At 65.0% G+C, this 17322-nt stretch carries 19 protein-coding genes and 1 rRNA gene; 9 read left to right on the forward strand and 11 right to left on the reverse strand.

The annotated features are described in order from the left end of the window. Positions 1 to 36 precede the first annotated feature (36 nt). Positions 37 to 945 (reverse strand): manganese catalase family protein, encoded by a 909-nt coding sequence (locus MI302_RS03990; protein ID WP_126165247.1) that lies wholly within the window; start codon positions 943 to 945, stop codon positions 37 to 39. A 102-nt stretch (positions 946 to 1047) separates the two neighbouring features. On the opposite strand from MI302_RS03990, the gene MI302_RS03995 reads away from it, so the two are divergent. Beyond that, positions 1048 to 2001, forward strand: a complete 954-nt coding sequence (locus tag MI302_RS03995) for a LysR family transcriptional regulator (RefSeq protein WP_126217338.1) — start codon at positions 1048 to 1050, stop codon at positions 1999 to 2001. Beyond that, on the forward strand, positions 1982 to 2935 hold the full coding sequence (locus MI302_RS04000) for a branched-chain amino acid transaminase (RefSeq protein WP_038031382.1): 954 nt from the start codon (positions 1982 to 1984) through the stop codon (positions 2933 to 2935). Before MI302_RS03995 ends, MI302_RS04000 begins: the two co-directional genes overlap by 20 nt. Here MI302_RS04000 and trmH read toward each other — a convergent pair. The 5 genes from trmH to dcd are packed head-to-tail and all read right to left on the reverse strand — an operon-like array spanning position 2925 to position 6340. Next, positions 2925 to 3500 carry a tRNA (guanosine(18)-2'-O)-methyltransferase TrmH gene (trmH, locus tag MI302_RS04005; protein ID WP_239726291.1) on the reverse strand — a complete coding sequence of 192 codons (576 nt, stop codon included), beginning with the start codon at positions 3498 to 3500 and terminating at the stop codon, positions 2925 to 2927. The genes MI302_RS04000 and trmH overlap by 11 nt on opposite strands. Continuing rightward, complete coding sequence (gene hisG / locus MI302_RS04010) at positions 3484 to 4107, reverse strand: ATP phosphoribosyltransferase (RefSeq protein ID WP_019551227.1); 624 nt, start codon at positions 4105 to 4107, stop codon at positions 3484 to 3486. The genes trmH and hisG overlap by 17 nt, the downstream gene beginning before the upstream one ends. Beyond that, positions 4104 to 5189 (reverse strand): ATP phosphoribosyltransferase regulatory subunit, encoded by a 1086-nt coding sequence (locus MI302_RS04015; protein WP_126170675.1) that lies wholly within the window; start codon positions 5187 to 5189, stop codon positions 4104 to 4106. Before MI302_RS04015 ends, hisG begins: the two co-directional genes overlap by 4 nt. Continuing rightward, a complete protein-coding gene (locus MI302_RS04020; RefSeq protein ID WP_019551225.1) occupies positions 5186 to 5791 on the reverse strand; it encodes a peptidylprolyl isomerase in 606 nt (201 codons plus the stop codon). The genes MI302_RS04015 and MI302_RS04020 overlap by 4 nt, the downstream gene beginning before the upstream one ends. 3 nt (positions 5792 to 5794) lie before the next feature. Next, positions 5795 to 6340, reverse strand: a complete 546-nt coding sequence (gene dcd / locus MI302_RS04025; RefSeq protein ID WP_015716556.1) for a dCTP deaminase — start codon at positions 6338 to 6340, stop codon at positions 5795 to 5797. A gap of 30 nt (positions 6341 to 6370) precedes the next feature. On the opposite strand from dcd, the gene MI302_RS04030 reads away from it, so the two are divergent. Continuing rightward, positions 6371 to 7273, forward strand: a complete 903-nt coding sequence (locus MI302_RS04030; protein WP_239726292.1) for a putative Ig domain-containing protein — start codon at positions 6371 to 6373, stop codon at positions 7271 to 7273. Positions 7274 to 7299: 26 nt separating this feature from the next. Here MI302_RS04030 and MI302_RS04035 read toward each other — a convergent pair whose 3' ends face one another. Then, positions 7300 to 7779 carry a macro domain-containing protein gene (locus MI302_RS04035; protein WP_126209327.1) on the reverse strand — a complete coding sequence of 160 codons (480 nt, stop codon included), beginning with the start codon at positions 7777 to 7779 and terminating at the stop codon, positions 7300 to 7302. A 28-nt stretch (positions 7780 to 7807) separates the two neighbouring features. On the opposite strand from MI302_RS04035, the gene MI302_RS04040 reads away from it, so the two are divergent. The 4 genes from MI302_RS04040 (at position 7808) to MI302_RS04055 (ending at position 11165) form a co-directional block, all read left to right on the forward strand. Continuing rightward, entirely contained in the window at positions 7808 to 8515 is a 708-nt protein-coding gene (locus tag MI302_RS04040; RefSeq protein WP_026329073.1) for an SDR family NAD(P)-dependent oxidoreductase, read from the forward strand. After that, positions 8512 to 8973: a transcriptional regulator NrdR gene (nrdR, locus tag MI302_RS04045; RefSeq protein ID WP_015716560.1), complete on the forward strand. Its 462-nt coding sequence runs from the start codon at positions 8512 to 8514 to the stop codon at positions 8971 to 8973. The genes MI302_RS04040 and nrdR overlap by 4 nt, the downstream gene beginning before the upstream one ends. A gap of 102 nt (positions 8974 to 9075) precedes the next feature. Continuing rightward, positions 9076 to 10591: ribosomal RNA gene (locus MI302_RS04050) — 16S ribosomal RNA — on the forward strand. A 91-nt stretch (positions 10592 to 10682) separates the two neighbouring features. Then, a complete protein-coding gene (locus tag MI302_RS04055; protein ID WP_019549867.1) occupies positions 10683 to 11165 on the forward strand; it encodes an NUDIX hydrolase in 483 nt (160 codons plus the stop codon). On the opposite strand, the gene meaB is transcribed toward MI302_RS04055, so the two are convergent. Genes meaB through MI302_RS04075 form a run of 4 tightly spaced genes read right to left on the reverse strand, consistent with a single transcriptional unit; the run spans position 11162 to position 14549 of the window. After that, complete coding sequence (gene meaB, locus MI302_RS04060) at positions 11162 to 12106, reverse strand: methylmalonyl Co-A mutase-associated GTPase MeaB (RefSeq protein WP_239726293.1); 945 nt, start codon at positions 12104 to 12106, stop codon at positions 11162 to 11164. The two genes, MI302_RS04055 and meaB, sit on opposite strands and share 4 nt — an antisense overlap. 32 nt (positions 12107 to 12138) lie before the next feature. Next, the gene (locus MI302_RS04065) at positions 12139 to 12513 is read right to left on the reverse strand and encodes a RidA family protein (protein ID WP_019549869.1); all 375 of its coding nucleotides are present in this window, start codon (positions 12511 to 12513) and stop codon (positions 12139 to 12141) included. 4 nt (positions 12514 to 12517) lie between these two features. Beyond that, positions 12518 to 14335 (reverse strand): PQQ-binding-like beta-propeller repeat protein, encoded by a 1818-nt coding sequence (locus MI302_RS04070; protein WP_015716564.1) that lies wholly within the window; start codon positions 14333 to 14335, stop codon positions 12518 to 12520. A 1-nt stretch (position 14336) separates the two neighbouring features. After that, positions 14337 to 14549: a hypothetical protein gene (locus MI302_RS04075; protein WP_015716565.1), complete on the reverse strand. Its 213-nt coding sequence runs from the start codon at positions 14547 to 14549 to the stop codon at positions 14337 to 14339. Positions 14550 to 14635: 86 nt separating this feature from the next. On the opposite strand from MI302_RS04075, the gene murA reads away from it, so the two are divergent. Both murA and MI302_RS04085 read left to right on the forward strand, forming a co-directional pair. After that, positions 14636 to 15931 (forward strand): UDP-N-acetylglucosamine 1-carboxyvinyltransferase, encoded by a 1296-nt coding sequence (murA, locus tag MI302_RS04080; protein ID WP_015716566.1) that lies wholly within the window; start codon positions 14636 to 14638, stop codon positions 15929 to 15931. A 212-nt stretch (positions 15932 to 16143) separates the two neighbouring features. Continuing rightward, a complete protein-coding gene (locus tag MI302_RS04085) occupies positions 16144 to 17310 on the forward strand; it encodes a transposase (RefSeq protein ID WP_239726294.1) in 1167 nt (388 codons plus the stop codon). Positions 17311 to 17322: the final 12 nt, after the last annotated feature.

A 17322-nucleotide genomic window follows, 5' to 3' on the forward strand; every position in this document is an offset into this window, starting at 1 on the left:
CGGCTGGGCCTCTTGGCCCAGCCGGGAAGAACCCCCTTACTTGGCCTTCTCGTAAAGTTTCTTGGCGATCTCGTAGAGCTCGCCTGGGTGGAACTCGGGGGCAAACTCGGCGGCGTCGTGGCCCGCGTCAAAGACGGGTCCGCCTTCGGGGGGGCCGTCCACCACCCTTACCTCGCTACCGTCCTCCGGGGAGGGGCCGGACCAGATGAGCCCCAGGTCCTGGTAGTCGGAGGGGCTAAAGCGGTAGAGGTTCCTGTGGAAGCCCAGGTCCATGTACTTTTTGGCCTCGGGGATCTTGCTGTTGTCGATGCGGGGGATGGGGAGCATCCTGGTCATCTCCACCCCGGTGAGGCTTTCTAAGGCCTTGCCGTAGGCGGCGGCATGCACCCCGCCCCGCACCAGGAGGTAGCCGATCATCTCGCGGGCCACGGGGTTATCCGTCATCTCGTAAACCCGGAGCTTGTGGGTGCGGGCGGCCACCTCGAGGAAGAAGTTATGGAGAAGATCCAGGATAAGGTTCCCACTGGTGAACACGTACTCCCCGTGCCAGTGCTCCCCCATGGCCCCCATCACCAGGCTGTTGGCTCCGCCGGCGATGAAGTGGGCGGCGTTGCGGGCGTCCTTGGCGAAGCCCAGGGGGGCAGCCACCGGGTCCACGCCTTCCTCGAGGTCCTTCCCCGGGTTCTTGGCCAGGAGGCTGTTGATGGTGGCGGCCACCAGCTCGATGTGGCCCAGCTCCTCGGTGGCGATGTTGGCGATGAGGTCGTAGTAGGGCTTAAGGGCCTTCTTCCCCCGGAAGTTGAAGGACTGGTACATGTAGTTCATCAGGGTGGACATTTCCCCAAAGCGCCCTCCCAGTAGGGCCTGTACCGCGGCAGCCGCGTTGGGGTCCTGCTCCTTGGGCATGGGGAGCTCGATCTGCAGGCGGTCTATTCTCAGGAACATCCTCGTCACCTCCTGCCTGGCAGGGCCAGGCAGTTTTCACCTTAGGGGGGATCCACGCATAAGTCCAATACATCTTGTTGGTTACAGGAATAAACTAAATTTATGACCCTGGAGCAGATACGCTACCTGGTGGCCCTGGTGGAGGAGAGGAGCTTTACCCGGGCGGCGGAGCGGGTCTACCTCACCCAGCCTGCCCTCAGCGTGCAGATCCGCAAGCTGGAGGAGGAGCTTGGGGTCAAGCTCTTTGACCGCAGGCAGGGGAAGCCCACGGAGGTGGGGGAAAGGGTGGCGGCCCAGGCCCGCCGGGTGCTGGAGGAGGTGGCCAGGGTCAAGGCCATCGCCCGGGGGGAGGAGGGGGTCTTCCAAGGTCCTTTCCGCGTGGGGGTCATCCCCACCCTGGCCCCTTATCTTCTGCCAAGGCTTTTGCCCCGGTTGCTGGAAAGGTATCCGGGCCTCGAGGTCTCGGTGGAGGAGGAGCTCACCCCGGCCATCCTTCAGGGGCTGGTGGAGGGCCGGTTGGATGCGGGGTTGGTGGGTACGGAGGAGCGGGCACCGGGGGTGCAGAGCCTTCCCCTTTTTTCCGAGGAGTTTCTGGCCTACATCTCCCCGGGGCACCCCCTTTATGCCAAGGAGAGCCTTCATCCCCTGGAGATCCCCCTCGAGGACACCTGGATCCTTTCGGAGGGCCACTGTTTCCGGGACCAGGTCCTTTCCGTCTGCCGCCCCAGCCTGGAAAGGCGAAGGGTGGAGTTTCAAAGCGGGGATCTGGAAACCCTGATCCTTCTGGTGGAGGAGGTGGGGGGGCTTACCCTTCTGCCCGAGGTGGCCCTGTGGACCCTTCCCCGGGCCAAGCGCCTCCACCTAAGGCCCCTAAGCCCCCCAGGGGCGGGGCGGACCGTCTACCTTCTTGTGCGGGAGGGAAGCCTCAAGGCACCTGTGGCCCGGGCCCTGGGGGAGGAGGTCAAGGGGGTTTTCCGAGAGCTGCGGTTAAAGGGCTGGGAGCGGAAAAGCGTTATGATGGGGGCGGAGGTTCGCCATGGTGAAGCCCGAGGCTAAAGGTGGGGATGTTCATATCAAAGCCGGTCTCATCTGGATGAACGGGGCCCTTCTGCCCCAGGAGGAGGCCAAGACCAGCGTTCTAAGCCATGCCCTGCACTACGGGACCAGCGTTTTTGAAGGGATACGGGCCTACGAAACCCCCAAGGGTGCGGCCATCTTCCGCCTAAAAGAGCACGTGCGGCGCTTTTTCAACTCCGCCAAGGTCCTGCGCATGGAGATCCCCTTCACCCCGGAGGAGATCGAGGAGGCCATCAAGGAGGTGGTGCGGCGAAACGGCTACAAAAGCTGCTACATCCGCCCCCTGGCCTGGATGGGGGCCAAGGCCTTGGGGGTGAACCCCCTGCCCAACAACCCCGCCGAGGTGATGGTGGCTGCCTGGGAGTGGGGGGCCTACCTGGGGGAGGAGGCGGTGCGCAAGGGGGCCAAGCTCATCACCAGCTCCTGGGCCCGCTTCCCCGCCAACGTGATGCCGGGCAAGGCCAAGGTGGGAGGGAACTACGTGAACTCGGCCCTGGCCAAGATGGAAGCGGTGGCGGCTGGCGCCGATGAGGCGCTCCTTTTGGACGAGGAGGGGTATGTGGCCGAGGGCAGCGGGGAAAACCTCTTCTTCGTGCGGGATGGAGTGATCTACGCCCTCGAGCACTCGGTGAACCTGGAGGGGATCACCCGGGATTCCGTGATCCGCATCGCCAGGGACCTCGGGTACGAGGTCCAGGTGGTGCGGGCCACCCGGGACCAGCTCTACATGGCCGACGAGGTCTTCATGACCGGCACCGCCGCCGAGGTGACCCCGGTTTCCATGATCGACTGGCGGCCCATTGGCTCGGGGACCGCCGGGCCCATTGCCCTGAGGCTACGGGAGGTCTACCTAGAGGCCGCCAGGGGCTTGCGGCCCGAGTACGAGGGCTGGCTTACCTACGTCACTTCCTGAGCCAGTCCTCGAGGACCCTTTGGTAAAGCTCTGGGTCCAGGCGGGGATGCTCGTAAAGCCCCGCCTTTAACCTTTGCCTTTGGGCCTCAAAGAGGATCACCGCCGCCGCCACGCTCACGTTCAGGCTCTGCACCATGCCCAGCATGGGGATCTTTATGGCTCCATGGGAAAGGGCCAGGGCTTCCCGGGAAACCCCCCATTTCTCCGCTCCCAGGAGGATGGCGGTGGGCTGGGTGTAGTCCACCTCCCGGAAGTCTTGGGCGTCCTCCCGCAAGGCGGTGGCGTAGATCCGAAAGCCCCGCTCCCTCAGGTGGCCGATGGCCGTCTGGATGTCGGAGTGCACCTGCAGGTAGACCCATTTGTGGCTTCCCCCGCTGGTCTCGTTGAAGGTGGGCACGCCCCCGGTGGGGTTCACCGCATGGGCCTCGAGGATCCCCACGGCGTCGCAGGTGCGGAGGATGGCCGAAAGGTTATGAGGTTTATGGACATTTTCCAGGAGAACCGTAAGGTCCGGCTGGCGCCTCCTTAGGACCTCCTCTATGCGGCGTCTACGGGCCTCCGTCACGGTTTCTCAGCTTAGCGATCAGGGGCTTTAAAAGCGAGCGTTTAAGCTTGAGGGCCTGCCGGTTCACTACGAGGCGGGCGGTGGAGTGGGCCAGGACCTCCACCTCCACAAGGCCCGCCGCCCTAAGGGTGGCCCCGGTCTGGACCACGTCCACCACCGCGTCCGCCAGGCCGGTGACCGCGGCCAGCTCGATGTTGCCGGATAGCTCCACCACATCCGCCACCCAGCCCCGTTCCTTCAGGAGCCGGGTGGTGAAGAGGGGATACTTGGTGGCGATGCGCCGGATGGGGGAGGTGTCGCCGGGGCGCCGAATAAGGGACAGGCGGCAGGCTCCAAAGCCCAGGTCCACCGGCTCGAAAAGGTCCCGCCCCGAGTCCAAAAGGACATCCTTGCCCACCACCCCCACCTCGGCGATCCCCAGGTCCACATACACGGGCACATCCTTGTTGCGAAGCTCCAGGAGGGCGATCCCTCCTTGTTTGCCGTGGAGGAGGGCCCGCTGGTTCTCTATGGAAGGGAGTTCCAGCCCCGCTTTCCTTAAGGCCTCGTAGGCCTCCTGAAACATTCGCCCTTTGGGCAGGGCAATGGTGAGGGCAAAGCGCTTCATGCCTCCTCCACCTTAAAGATGCGCTCGCCTTGGGCCAGGTAGGGGATGCCCCGGGCCTTGGCGTAGGCCACGGGGTCTTCCCCGTGGAAGAGCTCCACCCGCTTCTCCCGGGCGAAGCGGCGAAGGGCCTTCAGGTCCAGGGCCAAAACCTCGGGGCTTACGTCCACCCTGGGGAGTTTTAGGGCCTCCAGGGCCCGCTCTACCCCTATGGCGAACCCCGCCGCCCTGGGGAGGAGGGCCCCGTCGTACCGGCCGCCTCCTAAAAGGGGCAGGCCGAACCCCGGGGTGTAGGCGCGGAAGAAGACCCCCGAGTAGTACTCGTAGCGCCGGGTCATGCCCAGGTCCAAAAGCACGGGCCTTTCCAGAAGTTCCAGGGTCTTTTCCAGATCCTCCAGGGCCTTTCTGGCTCTTTCGGGGAGGGGAAGGCTCTTGGCCTCGGCCAGCACCTCCATGCCCCCGTAGAGGTCGGGGAGGGCCAGGAGGGTACGCCGGGCCTCCGGGGAAACCGGGTGGCGGGAGAGGAGCTCGGTGAGCTCGGGCAGGTTCTTGCGATGGATGGCCCTCTGGGCTTCCTTGCGGGCCTCTTCCGGCAGGCCGGAGGCCTTGAGTACCTCCCCCACCAGGCTGGGAAGGCCCACCTCCACCTCCCCTTCCAGGCCGAGGGCCTCGAGGGCCGCAAAGGCCAGGTGGAGCACCTCGGCGTCGGCTAGGGGGCCGCTTGCGCCCAGAAGCTCGAGGCCCACCTGGGTGTACTCCCGGTAGCGGCCGAGTTCCGCATCCCCTTCCCTAAGCCAAAGGGCCCCGGCGTACTGGAAGCGGGCCACCCCTTCCCCCAGGTGAGGTCTTAGGAGCTTGGCCAGAAGGGTGGTGAACTCGCTCCTAAGGGCCAAGACCTCCCCGGTTTTGTCCACCAGCTTGAAGGCCCGTTCCGCCAGGGGATGGGAGGGGTCATAGACCTCGAGGGCCGGTAGCTCCACGGGCTCATACCCGTGGCGGAGGAAGAGATCCCTTAGCCGGGCCATAAGCTCGGCCTTAAGCCGGGCCTCGGGGGGAAGCAGAAAGCGGGTGCCTTCGGGGATCATTCCTTGACCAGGATCTCCACGCTGAGGATCTTATCCCGTTCCCCCGTGGCGCCTGGGCCCTCCGTGGGGGCAAGGCGCCTTACCACCTCCATGCCCTCCACCACCTTGGCGAAAAGGGTGTACTGCCCGGTGAGGTGGGGGGTGGGGGCCAGGGTGATGAAGAACTGGCTACCGTTGGAGTTGGGGTCCTGGGTGCGGGCCATGCCCACCATGCCCTCCCGGTCAAAGGCTAAGCCGGGGGCGATCTCCAGGCCGAAGCTGTACCCAGGACCGCCCCGACCGGTGCCCGTGGGGTCCCCGGTCTGGGCCACAAAGCCGGGGATGACCCGGTGCCACACCACCCCTTCAAAGTAGCGGTGGAGGGCCAGAAAGACGAAGGAGTTCACCGTGTTGGGGGCCTCCTTCTCCAGGAGGTCCAGAAGAATATCCCCCTTGGTGGTCTTCAGGCGGGCGTAGTAATCCTTGCCGTCTTCCAGCACCTTTTGGGGTGCCTTGAAGGATCGGACCGGTGTTTCCGAAAGGTAGGGAAGGGGTCGCATGTTCTCACCCTTGCAGGCGCCCAGGAGGAGAAGGAGGGCGAGGAAGAGGAGGCGCACCTTCATAGCCTACACCCGGGGCAGGGTGATGCCCTTCTGCCCTTGGTACTTGCCCCGGCGGTCCTTATAGGTGGTTTCGGGCCGGGGGCCCTCGAGGAAGATGATCTGCACGATGCCCTCGTTGGCGTAGACCTTGGCGGGCAGGGGGGTGGTGTTGGAGATCTCCAGGGTGACGTGCCCTTCCCAGCCGGGCTCTAAAGGGGTCACGTTGGCCACGATGCCGCAACGGGCATAGGTGCTTTTGCCTAGGGCGATGGCGATCACGTTCTCCGGCATCCGAATGTACTCGATGCTCCGGGTCAGGGCGAAGGAGTTGGGGGGGATGATGACCTCCTCGCCCTCGTACTCCACGAAGCTTTTGGGGTCAAAGCCCTTGGGATCCACCACCGTGGAAAAGACGTTGGTGAAGATCTTCCACTCTGGGGCGGCGCGGAGGTCGTAGCCGAAGCTGGAAAGCCCGTAGCTGATCACCCCTTCCCGCACCAGCCTTTCCTCAAAAGGCTCGATCATTCCCTTTTTGGCCATCTCCCGGATCCACCAGTCCGGCTTAATCATGCCATCAACTATACCCGCTAGACTGGACCCATGCGGAAGCTTTGGCCCCTCTTCCTCCTCCTGGCCGCCTGTGGCACCCAAGACCCCGCGGGGACGGGAATGGAACCCCTGCGCCTCACCAGCACCAGCCTCCCCCCCGCCTACCTGGGGGAGGCCTACACCGCCACCTTTAGCGCCGAAGGGGGGGTACGGCCCTACACCTTTGGCCTCGAGGGCAGGCTTCCCCAGGGCCTTACCTTCCAAGGGGGGAGGATCAGCGGGGTGCCCCGGGAGAAGGGGAGCTTCCCCCTGATCCTCACCGTGGAAGACGCCGCAAAAAATAGCCGGGTCCAGAAACTCACCCTCGCCGTTTCCGACCCACCCCCGCCCAGGCTTACCCTGGTGGCCCCGCCGGCCCAGGTGGAAGGGCCCTTCCTGCTCTTGGGTCGGGTGGAGGTGCGGGAGGCCTTGGGCTTCCAGCTGGAGCTTCCTCTAAAGGATCTGAACCCGGATCTTGCCAGCCTGAAGGTGGTGAGCCCCGTATACCTCCTGGATTACGATGCGGAGGCAGGGCTTTTGCGCCTGGATGTGGCCTTTGCCAAACCCCTAAAGGACCAGGAGGCCTTCCGCCTCCTCCTCACCCCGCAGAAGGCCCTTACCCCCAGGTTTTCCCCCCGGGTGGTTTTCTACGACAAGGAAGGGAAGCTCCTGGGGGAGGCTTTGAAGCGGGGCAGGCCCTTTGCCGACCTCCTGCAACTGGCCCAGAACTGGGGCAAGGAGGGGAAGGAGCTCAAAGGGGATGGCAACGGGGATGGCAAGGTGGATGCCCAGGACCTCGAGGCCCTGGCCAAGGATTACTTTCCCAAGGTAACCGCCCCAGCCGCTCCCGGAAGCACCCCTCCCTCTGGGCGGGAGGAGGCTCCCCCGCCACCCCAGGAGGAAGGTTCCCCCTAGTGCCCTCGCATGTTTAAGGTGTAGCCTCAAAGGGCTTTCCGGATGGCCTCCGCGTCCTCCGGGCGGTAGCCGTAGAGGGTGACCTCGAGGGTATCGGGAGCCTTCTTGATCTCCGAAAGCATCACCCGGGCCACCTCCTCCACGGGAAGCCCCCCCACCCCGGTGCCCAAGAGGGGAAAGGCCACGGTTTTTAGCCCGAGCTCCACCGCTTTTTCCAGGGCACTTCGGGTGGCCTTGCGTACGGTTTCCAGGCTTGCGGGCTCATCGCCTAGGACGGCGGCGTGGATCACATAGCGCACGTTTAGATTCCCCGCCCCCGTGACCGCGGCCTCCCCCACCTGGATCTTCCCGATCCGGTCGCATTCCTCCTGGATGGAGGGGCCTCCTTTCCGGAGGATGGCCCCCGCCACCCCGGCGCCCAGCTTCAGGTAGTTGTTGGCGGCGTTGACGATGGCGTCCCCCCGGAACTCGGTGATGTCCCCTTCTTCCACGCGGATGCGGGCCATGTCCTCATTTTCCCGTACAATGGGCCTGATGTCACGGGATATCTTGGGCCTCGAGGGGCGGATCGTTATGGTAACCGGGGCCGGCAGGGGCTTTGGCCGGGCCATCGCCCACGGCTACGGGCGCAACGGGGCCACGGTGATCGCCGTGGACCCCGACGTGGAGCTGGCCACCAGCGTGGCCTCGGAGGTGGAGGCCTTGGGGGCCACGGCCATCCCCATCCGGGGCGATATGAGCGTGGTTTTGGATGTGACCAGCACCTTTGAAAAGGTGGAGGAGCTTTTTGGGCTATTGGACGGCATCGTCCACGTGACCACCGCCGAGAGCAAGACCCCCTTCGTGGAGCTTCTGGAAGGGGAGTGGTACGACCTCATGAGCCAGGATGTGAAGTCCAGCCTGTATGTGCTCCAGCAGGGTCTGCGCCACCTGGCAGGGGGTGGATTCGTTACCTTGGTGCTGCCGCCGGCGGTGCGCATAGAGCCCCATACCCTTTCCGTGCGCCGGGCGGTGGAAGGGCTCATCGAGGGGGTCACCCGGACCTTTCCCGGGGTGCGGGTGAACGGGGTGGTGCCCTCCCGGGACCCGGTTTCCGAAGCCTACGACCAAGCCTTGGTCCGGGCGGCCCTGGGCCTGGGTTCCATGGTTTCCGAAGGGGTGCGCGGGGTAGTGCTGGAGGTGGAGCTTCCCGAGCCTCCCCCGTCCCCCGAGATCTACGAGCTTCTTAGGGAAGTGCCATGAAGTGCCCTTACTGTGGTCATCCCGACACCCGGGTGGTGGACTCCCGCCCCTCCGACGAGGGGGCGGCCATCCGCCGCCGCCGGGAGTGCCCAGCCTGCGGCCGCCGCTTCACCACCTACGAGCGCACCCAGCTGGAGCCTTTGATGGTGGTGAAGCGGGACGGCCGAAGGGAACCCTTCAACCCCGATAAGCTCCTGAGGGGGCTTCTTTTGGCGTGCGAAAAGCGCCCCGTGGACCCGGAGGTTCTTCGCCGCTTCGCCTACACCTTTGAGGATCAGGTGACAGGTCCGGAGATCTCCTCCGAGGAGATCGGCCTGAAGGCCATGGCCTTTTTACGGGATCTGGACCATGTGGCCTACATCCGCTTCGCCTCCGTGTACCGGGAGTTTGATTCCGTGGAGCGCTTCATCGAGGAGATCCAGCGCCTGGGGGGTGTTGACAAGAAGGAAGGGGCTTGATAGCATAGCTTTTGCTGCGCGGGCGAAGGCCCAAGCAGGGGGATCTTGAAAAGGGGAGAGCAGAGGCTAACACCAAGCCAATAACGCCTTCGGGCGTTAATTTTATTGGAGAGTTTGATCCTGGCTCAGGGTGAACGCTGGCGGCGTGCCTAAGACATGCAAGTCGAGCGGGGCAGGTTTATACCTGTTCAGCGGCGGACGGGTGAGTAACGCGTGGGTGACCTACCCGGAAGAGGCGGACAACCTGGGGAAACTCAGGCTAATCCGCCATGTGGTCCTGTCCTGTGGGGCAGGACTAAAGGGTGGATAGCCCGCTTCCGGATGGGCCCGCGTCCCATCAGCTAGTTGGTGGGGTAAAGGCCCACCAAGGCGACGACGGGTAGCCGGTCTGAGAGGATGGCCGGCCACAGGGGCACTGAGACACGGGCCCCACTCCTACGGGAGGCAGCAGTTAGGAATCTTCCGCAATGGACGGAAGTCTGACGGAGCGACGCCGCTTGGAGGAGGAAGCCCTTCGGGGTGTAAACTCCTGAACTGGGGACGAAAGCCCTGTGTAGGGGGATGACGGTACCCAGGTAATAGCGCCGGCCAACTCCGTGCCAGCAGCCGCGGTAATACGGAGGGCGCGAGCGTTACCCGGATTTACTGGGCGTAAAGGGCGTGTAGGCGGCCTGGGGCGTCCCATGTGAAAGGCCACGGCTCAACCGTGGAGGAGCGTGGGATACGCTCAGGCTAGAGGGTGGGAGAGGGTGGTGGAATTCCCGGAGTAGCGGTGAAATGCGCAGATACCGGGAGGAACGCCGATGGCGAAGGCAGCCACCTGGTCCACTTCTGACGCTGAGGCGCGAAAGCGTGGGGAGCAAACCGGATTAGATACCCGGGTAGTCCACGCCCTAAACGATGCGCGCTAGGTCTCTGGGTTTATCTGGGGGCCGAAGCCAACGCGTTAAGCGCGCCGCCTGGGGAGTACGGCCGCAAGGCTGAAACTCAAAGGAATTGACGGGGGCCCGCACAAGCGGTGGAGCATGTGGTTTAATTCGAAGCAACGCGAAGAACCTTACCAGGCCTTGACATGCTGGGGAACCTGGGTGAAAGCCTGGGGTGCCCGCGAGGGAGCCCCAGCACAGGTGCTGCATGGCCGTCGTCAGCTCGTGTCGTGAGATGTTGGGTTAAGTCCCGCAACGAGCGCAACCCCTGCCCTTAGTTGCCAGCGGGTTGGGCCGGGCACTCTAAGGGGACTGCCTGCGAAAGCAGGAGGAAGGCGGGGACGACGTCTGGTCATCATGGCCCTTACGGCCTGGGCGACACACGTGCTACAATGCCCACTACAGAGCGAGGCGACCCAGTGATGGGGAGCGAATCGCAAAAAGGTGGGCGTAGTTCGGATTGGGGTCTGCAACCCGACCCCATGAAGCCGGAATCGCTAGTAATCGCGGATCAGCCATGCCGCGGTGAATACGTTCCCGGGCCTTGTACACACCGCCCGTCACGCCATGGGAGCGGGTTCTACCCGAAGTCGCCGGGAGCCTTAGGGCAGGCGCCGAGGGTAGGGCTCGTGACTGGGGCGAAGTCGTAACAAGGTAGCTGTACCGGAAGGTGCGGCTGGATCACCTCCTTTCTAAGGAGCATGAAGCCCCTGCTCTCCCCTTTTTGAGGTCCTTTGGGGGCGCCTTCGGGCGCCCTTTTTTATTGCCAGGAGGCGGAACAGCGTGCGGAGGAAGCGTCAGGTCCGGGTGGCCAGAAAGCGGGTGGTGTCCGCCGGGGGTGTGGTCCTTCGGGGAAGGGTTCCCGAGGTATTGGTGGTGTCCCTGAAGGAAGGACGGGTGGTGACCCTTCCCAAGGGGCAGGTGGAGCCTGGGGAGCGTTACCCGGAGACGGCGGTGCGGGAGGTGCGGGAGGAAACCGGGGTGGAGGCGGCGGTGGTTTCCCCCTTGGGCAAGGTGCGCTACTACTTCACCGTGCGGAACGGAGGAGAACCGGTCACGGTGAGCAAGGAGGTGTACTACTTTCTCATGGCCTATCGCGGGGGCGAACCCAGGCCCCAGCCCACCGAGGTGGAGGAGGCCTTTTTCCTGCCTGCCTCGGAGGCCCTGGAGCGCCTTTCCTACCCCAACGAGCGGGAGATGCTCTTAAAGGCCCTGGCCCGCTGGCGTCCCTCCCGGCAGGATTCCTCCCCGGAGCCTGGGGCCTAGGAGTGGGCCTTGGGGTCCAGAAGGGCCAAGGCGGCTTCCTCCGGGGAAAGCTCCCCCCGGGCCACCCGGGCTACCAGGTCGCCTGCGCCTTGGGTCCGCTTCCTGCCCCACTCCTGGATGACGCTTTCCACCTCAAAACGGGCCCGTTCCAGGCGGTGGGCCTCGAGGAGCCCGTGGGCCACGAGGTGCTGGTAATGGGCCTCCAGCCCCTCAAAGAGAGCTTCCACCCCTTCCCCGGTGGCCGCCACCGTGGGGTAGATGGGAGGGTGCCATCCCCCGGGCCGGGGAGGGGCCAGCTCCAGGGCGCTTTTCAACTCCTGGATGATCCTCTCCCCGCCGGGTAGGTCAAACTTGTTCACGGCGAAGAGGTCGGCGATCTCCATGACCCCGGCCTTGAAGGCCTGCACCGCATCCCCCGCCGCTGGGGTGAGGACGAGAAGGGTGGTGTCCGCCACCCGGGCGATGTCCACCTCGCTTTGCCCCACCCCCACGGTTTCCACGAAGATGCGGTCAAAGCCGAAGGCCTCCAGAAGGGCCAAGGCGGCCACCGTGGCCCCCGCCAGGCCCCCCAGGGCTCCCCTCGAGGCCAGGGAGCGGATGTAGACCCCCGGGTCCTGGTGGTGGCGCATCATGCGGATCCGGTCTCCCAGGATGGCCCCTCCGGTGAAGGGGCTGGAGGGGTCCACCGCCAAGACCCCTACCCGCTCCCCCCGCTTCCTGGCCTCCAGGATCAAGCGGTCGGTGAGGGTGCTCTTGCCGGCTCCCGGGCTTCCCGTGATGCCCACCACCTTGGCCCGGGCCTGTCCCCGCAGGCGCTTAAGGAGCTCCTGCCCCACAGGGTGTCCCGATTCCACCAGGGTGAGGGCCCGGGCCAGGGCCCGCACATCCCCTTGGCGAAAGCGGTGGAGAAGTTCTTCCGCTTGGCTTACCTGGGGCGTCATGCTGGTATTTTACGCTTTTTTACCTATCTGCCCTAATCCGCCAGGGCGATGCAGGCCACCTCCACCCGGACCCCTCTGGGCAAGGCCTTCACCGCCACCGTGGCCCGGGCCGGGTAGGGGGGCGAGAAATAGCGGGCGTAGACCTCGTTAAAAAGGGGAAAGTCCTCCATGTCCGAAAGGAAGCAGGTGGTTTGAACCACCCGGGAAAGGCTGGAGCCTGCGGCCTCCAGGATGGCCTGCAGGTTCTCCATGACCTGCTCCGTCTGGGCGCGGATATCCCCCTCCACCAGGGTGCCGTCGGGCTTCAGGGGAATCTGACCGGAAACGAAGACCAGCCCCCCGGCCCGCACCGCCTGGGAGTAGGGGCCGATGGCCTGGGGAGCTTTATCCGTGCTCACCGCTTCCATGCCCCTATCCTACGCCAAAGCGGAAGAGCTTCCCCGCCAGGTTAGCCACCAGGATCTCCTGGGCCAGGGGCAGAGGCGGTACCTGCACCGCCCCCAGACCCGTGGCTTCAAAGACCACCTGGCCCCTTTGGTCCACCGCCAGGAAGCGCCCCTCCTCCGTGGCCACGTACACATGCCCGGCAGCGTAGGAAAGGCCTGCCGTCACCTTGCCCACCTCGAGGCTCCACACCTCCTCCCCCGTGGCCTGGTCCAGGGCCCTCAAGACCCCGTCCCAGGCGGCCACATAGACCCGCTCCTCGTCCAGGGCCAGCCCGCCCCAGATCTCGCCCTCCACGGCGGTGTTCCAGAGGGTTTCCCGGCTCAAGGGATCAAAGGCGTAGATCTCCCCCTCCCAGGTGGGGATGAAGAGCACCCCCCGGTAGGCGGCCACGGGAGCGTGCACGGGGCTGGTTTTCACCTTGTAACGCAAGGCGCCCGTGTCCGGGTCCAGGGCGTAGAGGAACCCGTCCTCCGAGGCCAGGAAGAGGAGGCCCCGGTGGAAGGTGGGGCTGGCGGAGAGATGGCCTCCCGCCTGGAAACGGTAGAGGAGGCGGTCCCGCTCAAAGGCATAGAGGCTTCCGTCCCGGCTGGCCACGAAGACCCGCTCCCCCAAGACCAGGGGAGCGGCGGTGATCTCTGCCCCCGTGTCGGCGCTCCACTCCAGGGCCTGGGCCTTGAAGCGGCGCACCCGGCCGTCCCAGGCGGCCACGTATACCCCACCCCGCACCACCGGGGGAGCGGTGACCTCCTCGGGAAGGTTTTCCCGGCGTACCGTTCCCGAGAGGAGGTCCACCTCCACCAGGCCCCGCCCCGCCCCCAGGTAGACCCGGCCGTGGGCGTAGACCATCTCCCCGGGCCAGGCGGCCTCCCCTCCCAGGTCCACCTTCCCCTTCAGGGAAAGCCTGCGGGGGTCAGGGGCCAGGGGATAGTGGCCCGAGCGGCTGGACCCGGCCCGGGGGGTGGCAAGGCGAAGGGCCTGGAACTCCTGCAGGGGGCTCTTGAAGAGGCTGGGGTGGGAGGGTCTTTCCTCCGGGTGCTTGGCCAAAAGGGAGAGCACCGCCTCCGCCACCCCGGAAGGGATGGTGGGGTTCAAAGCCTGGGGAGGCTTAGGGGACTCGTAGACGTGCTGGAAGAGGATGGCCTGATCGTTTTCCCCCTCGAAGGGGGGTTTGCCGGTAAGGGTGCGGTAGAGGACCGCCCCCAGGCTGTAGAGGTCAGCCCGGGGGGTAAGGGGCAGGCCCTTGGCCTGTTCCGGGGCCATGTAGGTGGGGGTGCCCAGGGTGTACCCGGTGCGGGTCAGGTGGCGGCTTTCCTGCAAGAGGTAGGCTAGACCAAAGTCCATGACCTTGGGATGCCCCTCCTTGGTGAGGAGGATGTTTTTAGGGGTGAGGTCCCGGTGGAGGATGCCCTGGGCGTGGAGGTGGGCCAGGGCTTCCATCACCTGGATGGCTGCCTCGAGGATTCTTTCCCCTTCCGGGCCCTCCTCAAAGGGGCCGAGGCGGTCAAAGGTACCCCCCTCCACCAGCTCCATCACGAAGTAGGGGCGCCCCTCCACCTCCCCCAGGTCGAGCACCTGGACGATGCCCGGATGGAAGAGACGGGAAAGAGCCCGCACCTCCAGGAGAAACCGCTCCCTCTCGGGGGGAAGGGCCCGGGGGTGGAGGAGCTTCACCGCCACCTTGCGGCCCAGGCGCTCGTCCACCGCCCGCCACACCTCGGCCATGCCCCCAGAACCCAAGGAGGCCTCGAGGCGGTACCGCCCGCCCAGGACCATGCCCGTCATTTTATTCCTCGGGCTCCAGCTGCTTCAGGAGTTCGGCCAGCTCCTCCTTGTTGCCCTCCAGCTCCTGCACGATCTTGGCGATGGCCAGGCGCACCACCTCCGACTTGGAAACCAGCCTTTCGGGGCTGGAAAGGGCGTAGGCCGCCCGGGTGAGGAGGGCGTCCTGTTCCTCGGAGATGACCACCTGCAGCCGCTTCTTCTCCTTCTTGGGCATACCTTCCCTTGGGAGAGTGTAGCAAAGAACGCATGCTCTTGACAATGTGGATGGCCCCTTTTATCCTCACTTTGAGTAAGGTGTGTATGATGCTCAAGGACTCGCGGCGGGGCAGCAGGATCTTGCGGATTGAGGGAGGCCAGCCCCTTTCCGGCGAGTTGCGCATTTATCCGGCTAAAAACGCCGCCTTGCCCATCCTGGCGGCAAGCCTTCTCACCCCCGAGCCCATCACCCTCTTGGAGGTGCCCAGGCTGAGGGACGTGGAGGTGATGCTGGAGCTTCTTTCCCACCTGGGCACCCGTTACCAGTGGGAAGGACGCACCCTCCACCTGCACACCCCGGAGATCCGGAACACCCACGCCCCCTATGAGCTGGTGGGGCAGATGCGAGCCAGCTTCATCGTCTGGGGGGCCCTTCTTGCCCGGGTGGGGGAGGGGCGGATCTCCCTGCCGGGGGGGTGCGCCTTTGGGGCCAGGCCCGTGGACCAGCACGTGAAGGCCTTGCGGGCCCTGGGGGCCGAGGTGGTGGAGGAGGAGAACACCTTCTACGCCCGAAGGACCCGTCCCCTGGCGGGGAGGGTGGTCTTCGACCTGCCCACGGTGGGCGGAACCGAGCAGGCCATGCTGGCGGTGGCCCTTGGGGGCGAGGCCACCGTGGTGCAGGCGGCCATGGAACCGGAGGTGGAGGACCTGGGCCATTTCTTGCGGATGCTGGGGGTGGAGGTCCACGGCCTGGGTAGCCCCATCCTGCACATCCGGGGTGCCAGGCAGCTTGGTGGGGGTACTTACCGCATCATCCCCGATCGCATAGAGGCCGGCACCTACCTCCTGGCGGCGGCGGCCACCCGGGGGTCCATCACCCTAAGGGAGGTGCGCCCCGACCACCTGGATGCCCTTTTGGATAAGCTTCAGCAGTCCGGGCACCGGGTGGAGGTGGGGAAGGACTGGGTGCGGTTCTGGGCCGTACCGGATCCCAAGCCCTTCTTCGTGGAGGCCCGGGAGTACCCCGGCTTCCCCACGGATCTTCAGCCCATCGTTACCGCCTATCTGGCCACGGTTCCCGGGCAGAGCGCCATCACCGACCGGGTTTACCCGGACCGCTTCACCCATGTGGGGGAGCTGGCGAGGATGGGGGCGGAGCTCTACCTCCGGGACCGGACCCTCTTGATTAACGGCAAGCGGCTGCGCGGGGCCCAGGTGAAGGCCCTGGATATTCGCGCCGGGGGCGGGCTGGTGGTGGCCGCCCTGAGCGCCGAGGGGGTTTCCGAGATCGAAGGGGTCTACTTTCTGGAACGGGGGTATGAGCACCTGGAGGAGCGCCTGAAGGCCTTAGGGGCCAGGGTGGGTTTGGAGGAGACCCCCTTGGCCCTGGCGGCGGACTGATACCACCCCATGCGGGCTTGGGCCCGCACGGGGTAGTATGAAGCCCCCTGGCGCGCTTAGAGAAAAGAGGGGGTGTGGGGGAGCTATAATCCCCCGGTTTTCAAACCGGGGATACATGGGTCAGCGAAGCTACATGCGACCGAAGGGAGCTTAGCTCCCCCACGTCCACCACAGGTGGACACGGATTTGGTACAGTGTAGAAGAAGCCAGCCATGCGCAAAGCCTTCAAATACCGCCTGTACCCCACCCAGCCCCAACAAAAAGACCTGGAGCGCACCCTCTCGCTGTGCCGCCACCTCTACAACGCGGCCTTGCAGGAGCGTAGAGATGCCTACAAGAAGGCCGGGAGGACTGTCGGCTTCTACGAACAGAAGAGGTATCTGCCCGAGATACGGGCCGAGCTGCCGGAGTACAAGCACATTCATTCCCAGGTCTTGCAGAACGTCATCGAACGGGTGGACCTGGCGTTCAAGGGCTTCTTCCGTAGGGTCAAGGCGGGACAGAAAGCGGGCTACCCCCGCTTCAAGGGGAAGGGGCGCTACGACTCCTTTACCTTCCCCCAGGCGGGGACTACCGGGGTCAAGCTCCAGGAGGGCGGGAAGCGTGTACTCCTCAAGGTGTTTCCCTGGCGGGAAAGCAGCCACGGGATTGGCTCCGTCAAGGTTAAGCTCCACCGCCCTTTGGAAGGGAAGATCAAGACGGCGACGGTTAAGCGGGAAGGCGAGCATTGGTACATCATCTTCATCACCGAGGTGGACCCCAAGCCTTTGCCTCCAAGCGAGGAGGCCATCGGCATAGACCTGGGCACCAACCCCCACTTCCTCGTTACCTCGGAGGGGGAGATGGTAGAGGCTCCCCGCCACTTCCAGAAAGCCGAGGAGAAGCTGGCCAAGGCCCAAAGGGAGCTTTCCCGGAAGAAGAAGGGAAAGAGCGGCAGGAAGAAGGCCAGGCTCAAGGTAGCCAAGCTCCACCGCAAGATCGCCAACCAGCGCAAAGACTTCCACCACAAGGTAGCCAGGAAGCTGGTGAACCGCTACGGAACCATCGTCCACGAGGACCTGAACGTTCAAGCCCTTTCCCGCTCCCATATAGCCAAGGGCGTACAGGATGCGGGCTGGGCCCAGTTTCTCGCAATCCTCGCCTACAAAGCGGAAGAGGCTGGTAGGCGAGTCATCAAGGTAGACCCCAAGTACACCAGCCAGGACTGCCCGGTGTGCGGCCATAGGGAGAAGAAGCCTCTCTGGGTGCGGGCGTACACCTGTCCCCAGTGTGGGGCGCTTCTCCACCGGGATGTGGCCGCCGCTCAAAACATCCTGGCAAAGGCCTGGACGGGGCCTTCGGGGGTAGCAATACCATGCCCGAGAAGCCCTGGACTTTAGTCCGGGGAGTCG

The organism is Thermus sp. NEB1569, assembly GCF_022385295.1.
Lineage (GTDB): Bacteria > Deinococcota > Deinococci > Deinococcales > Thermaceae > Thermus > Thermus scotoductus.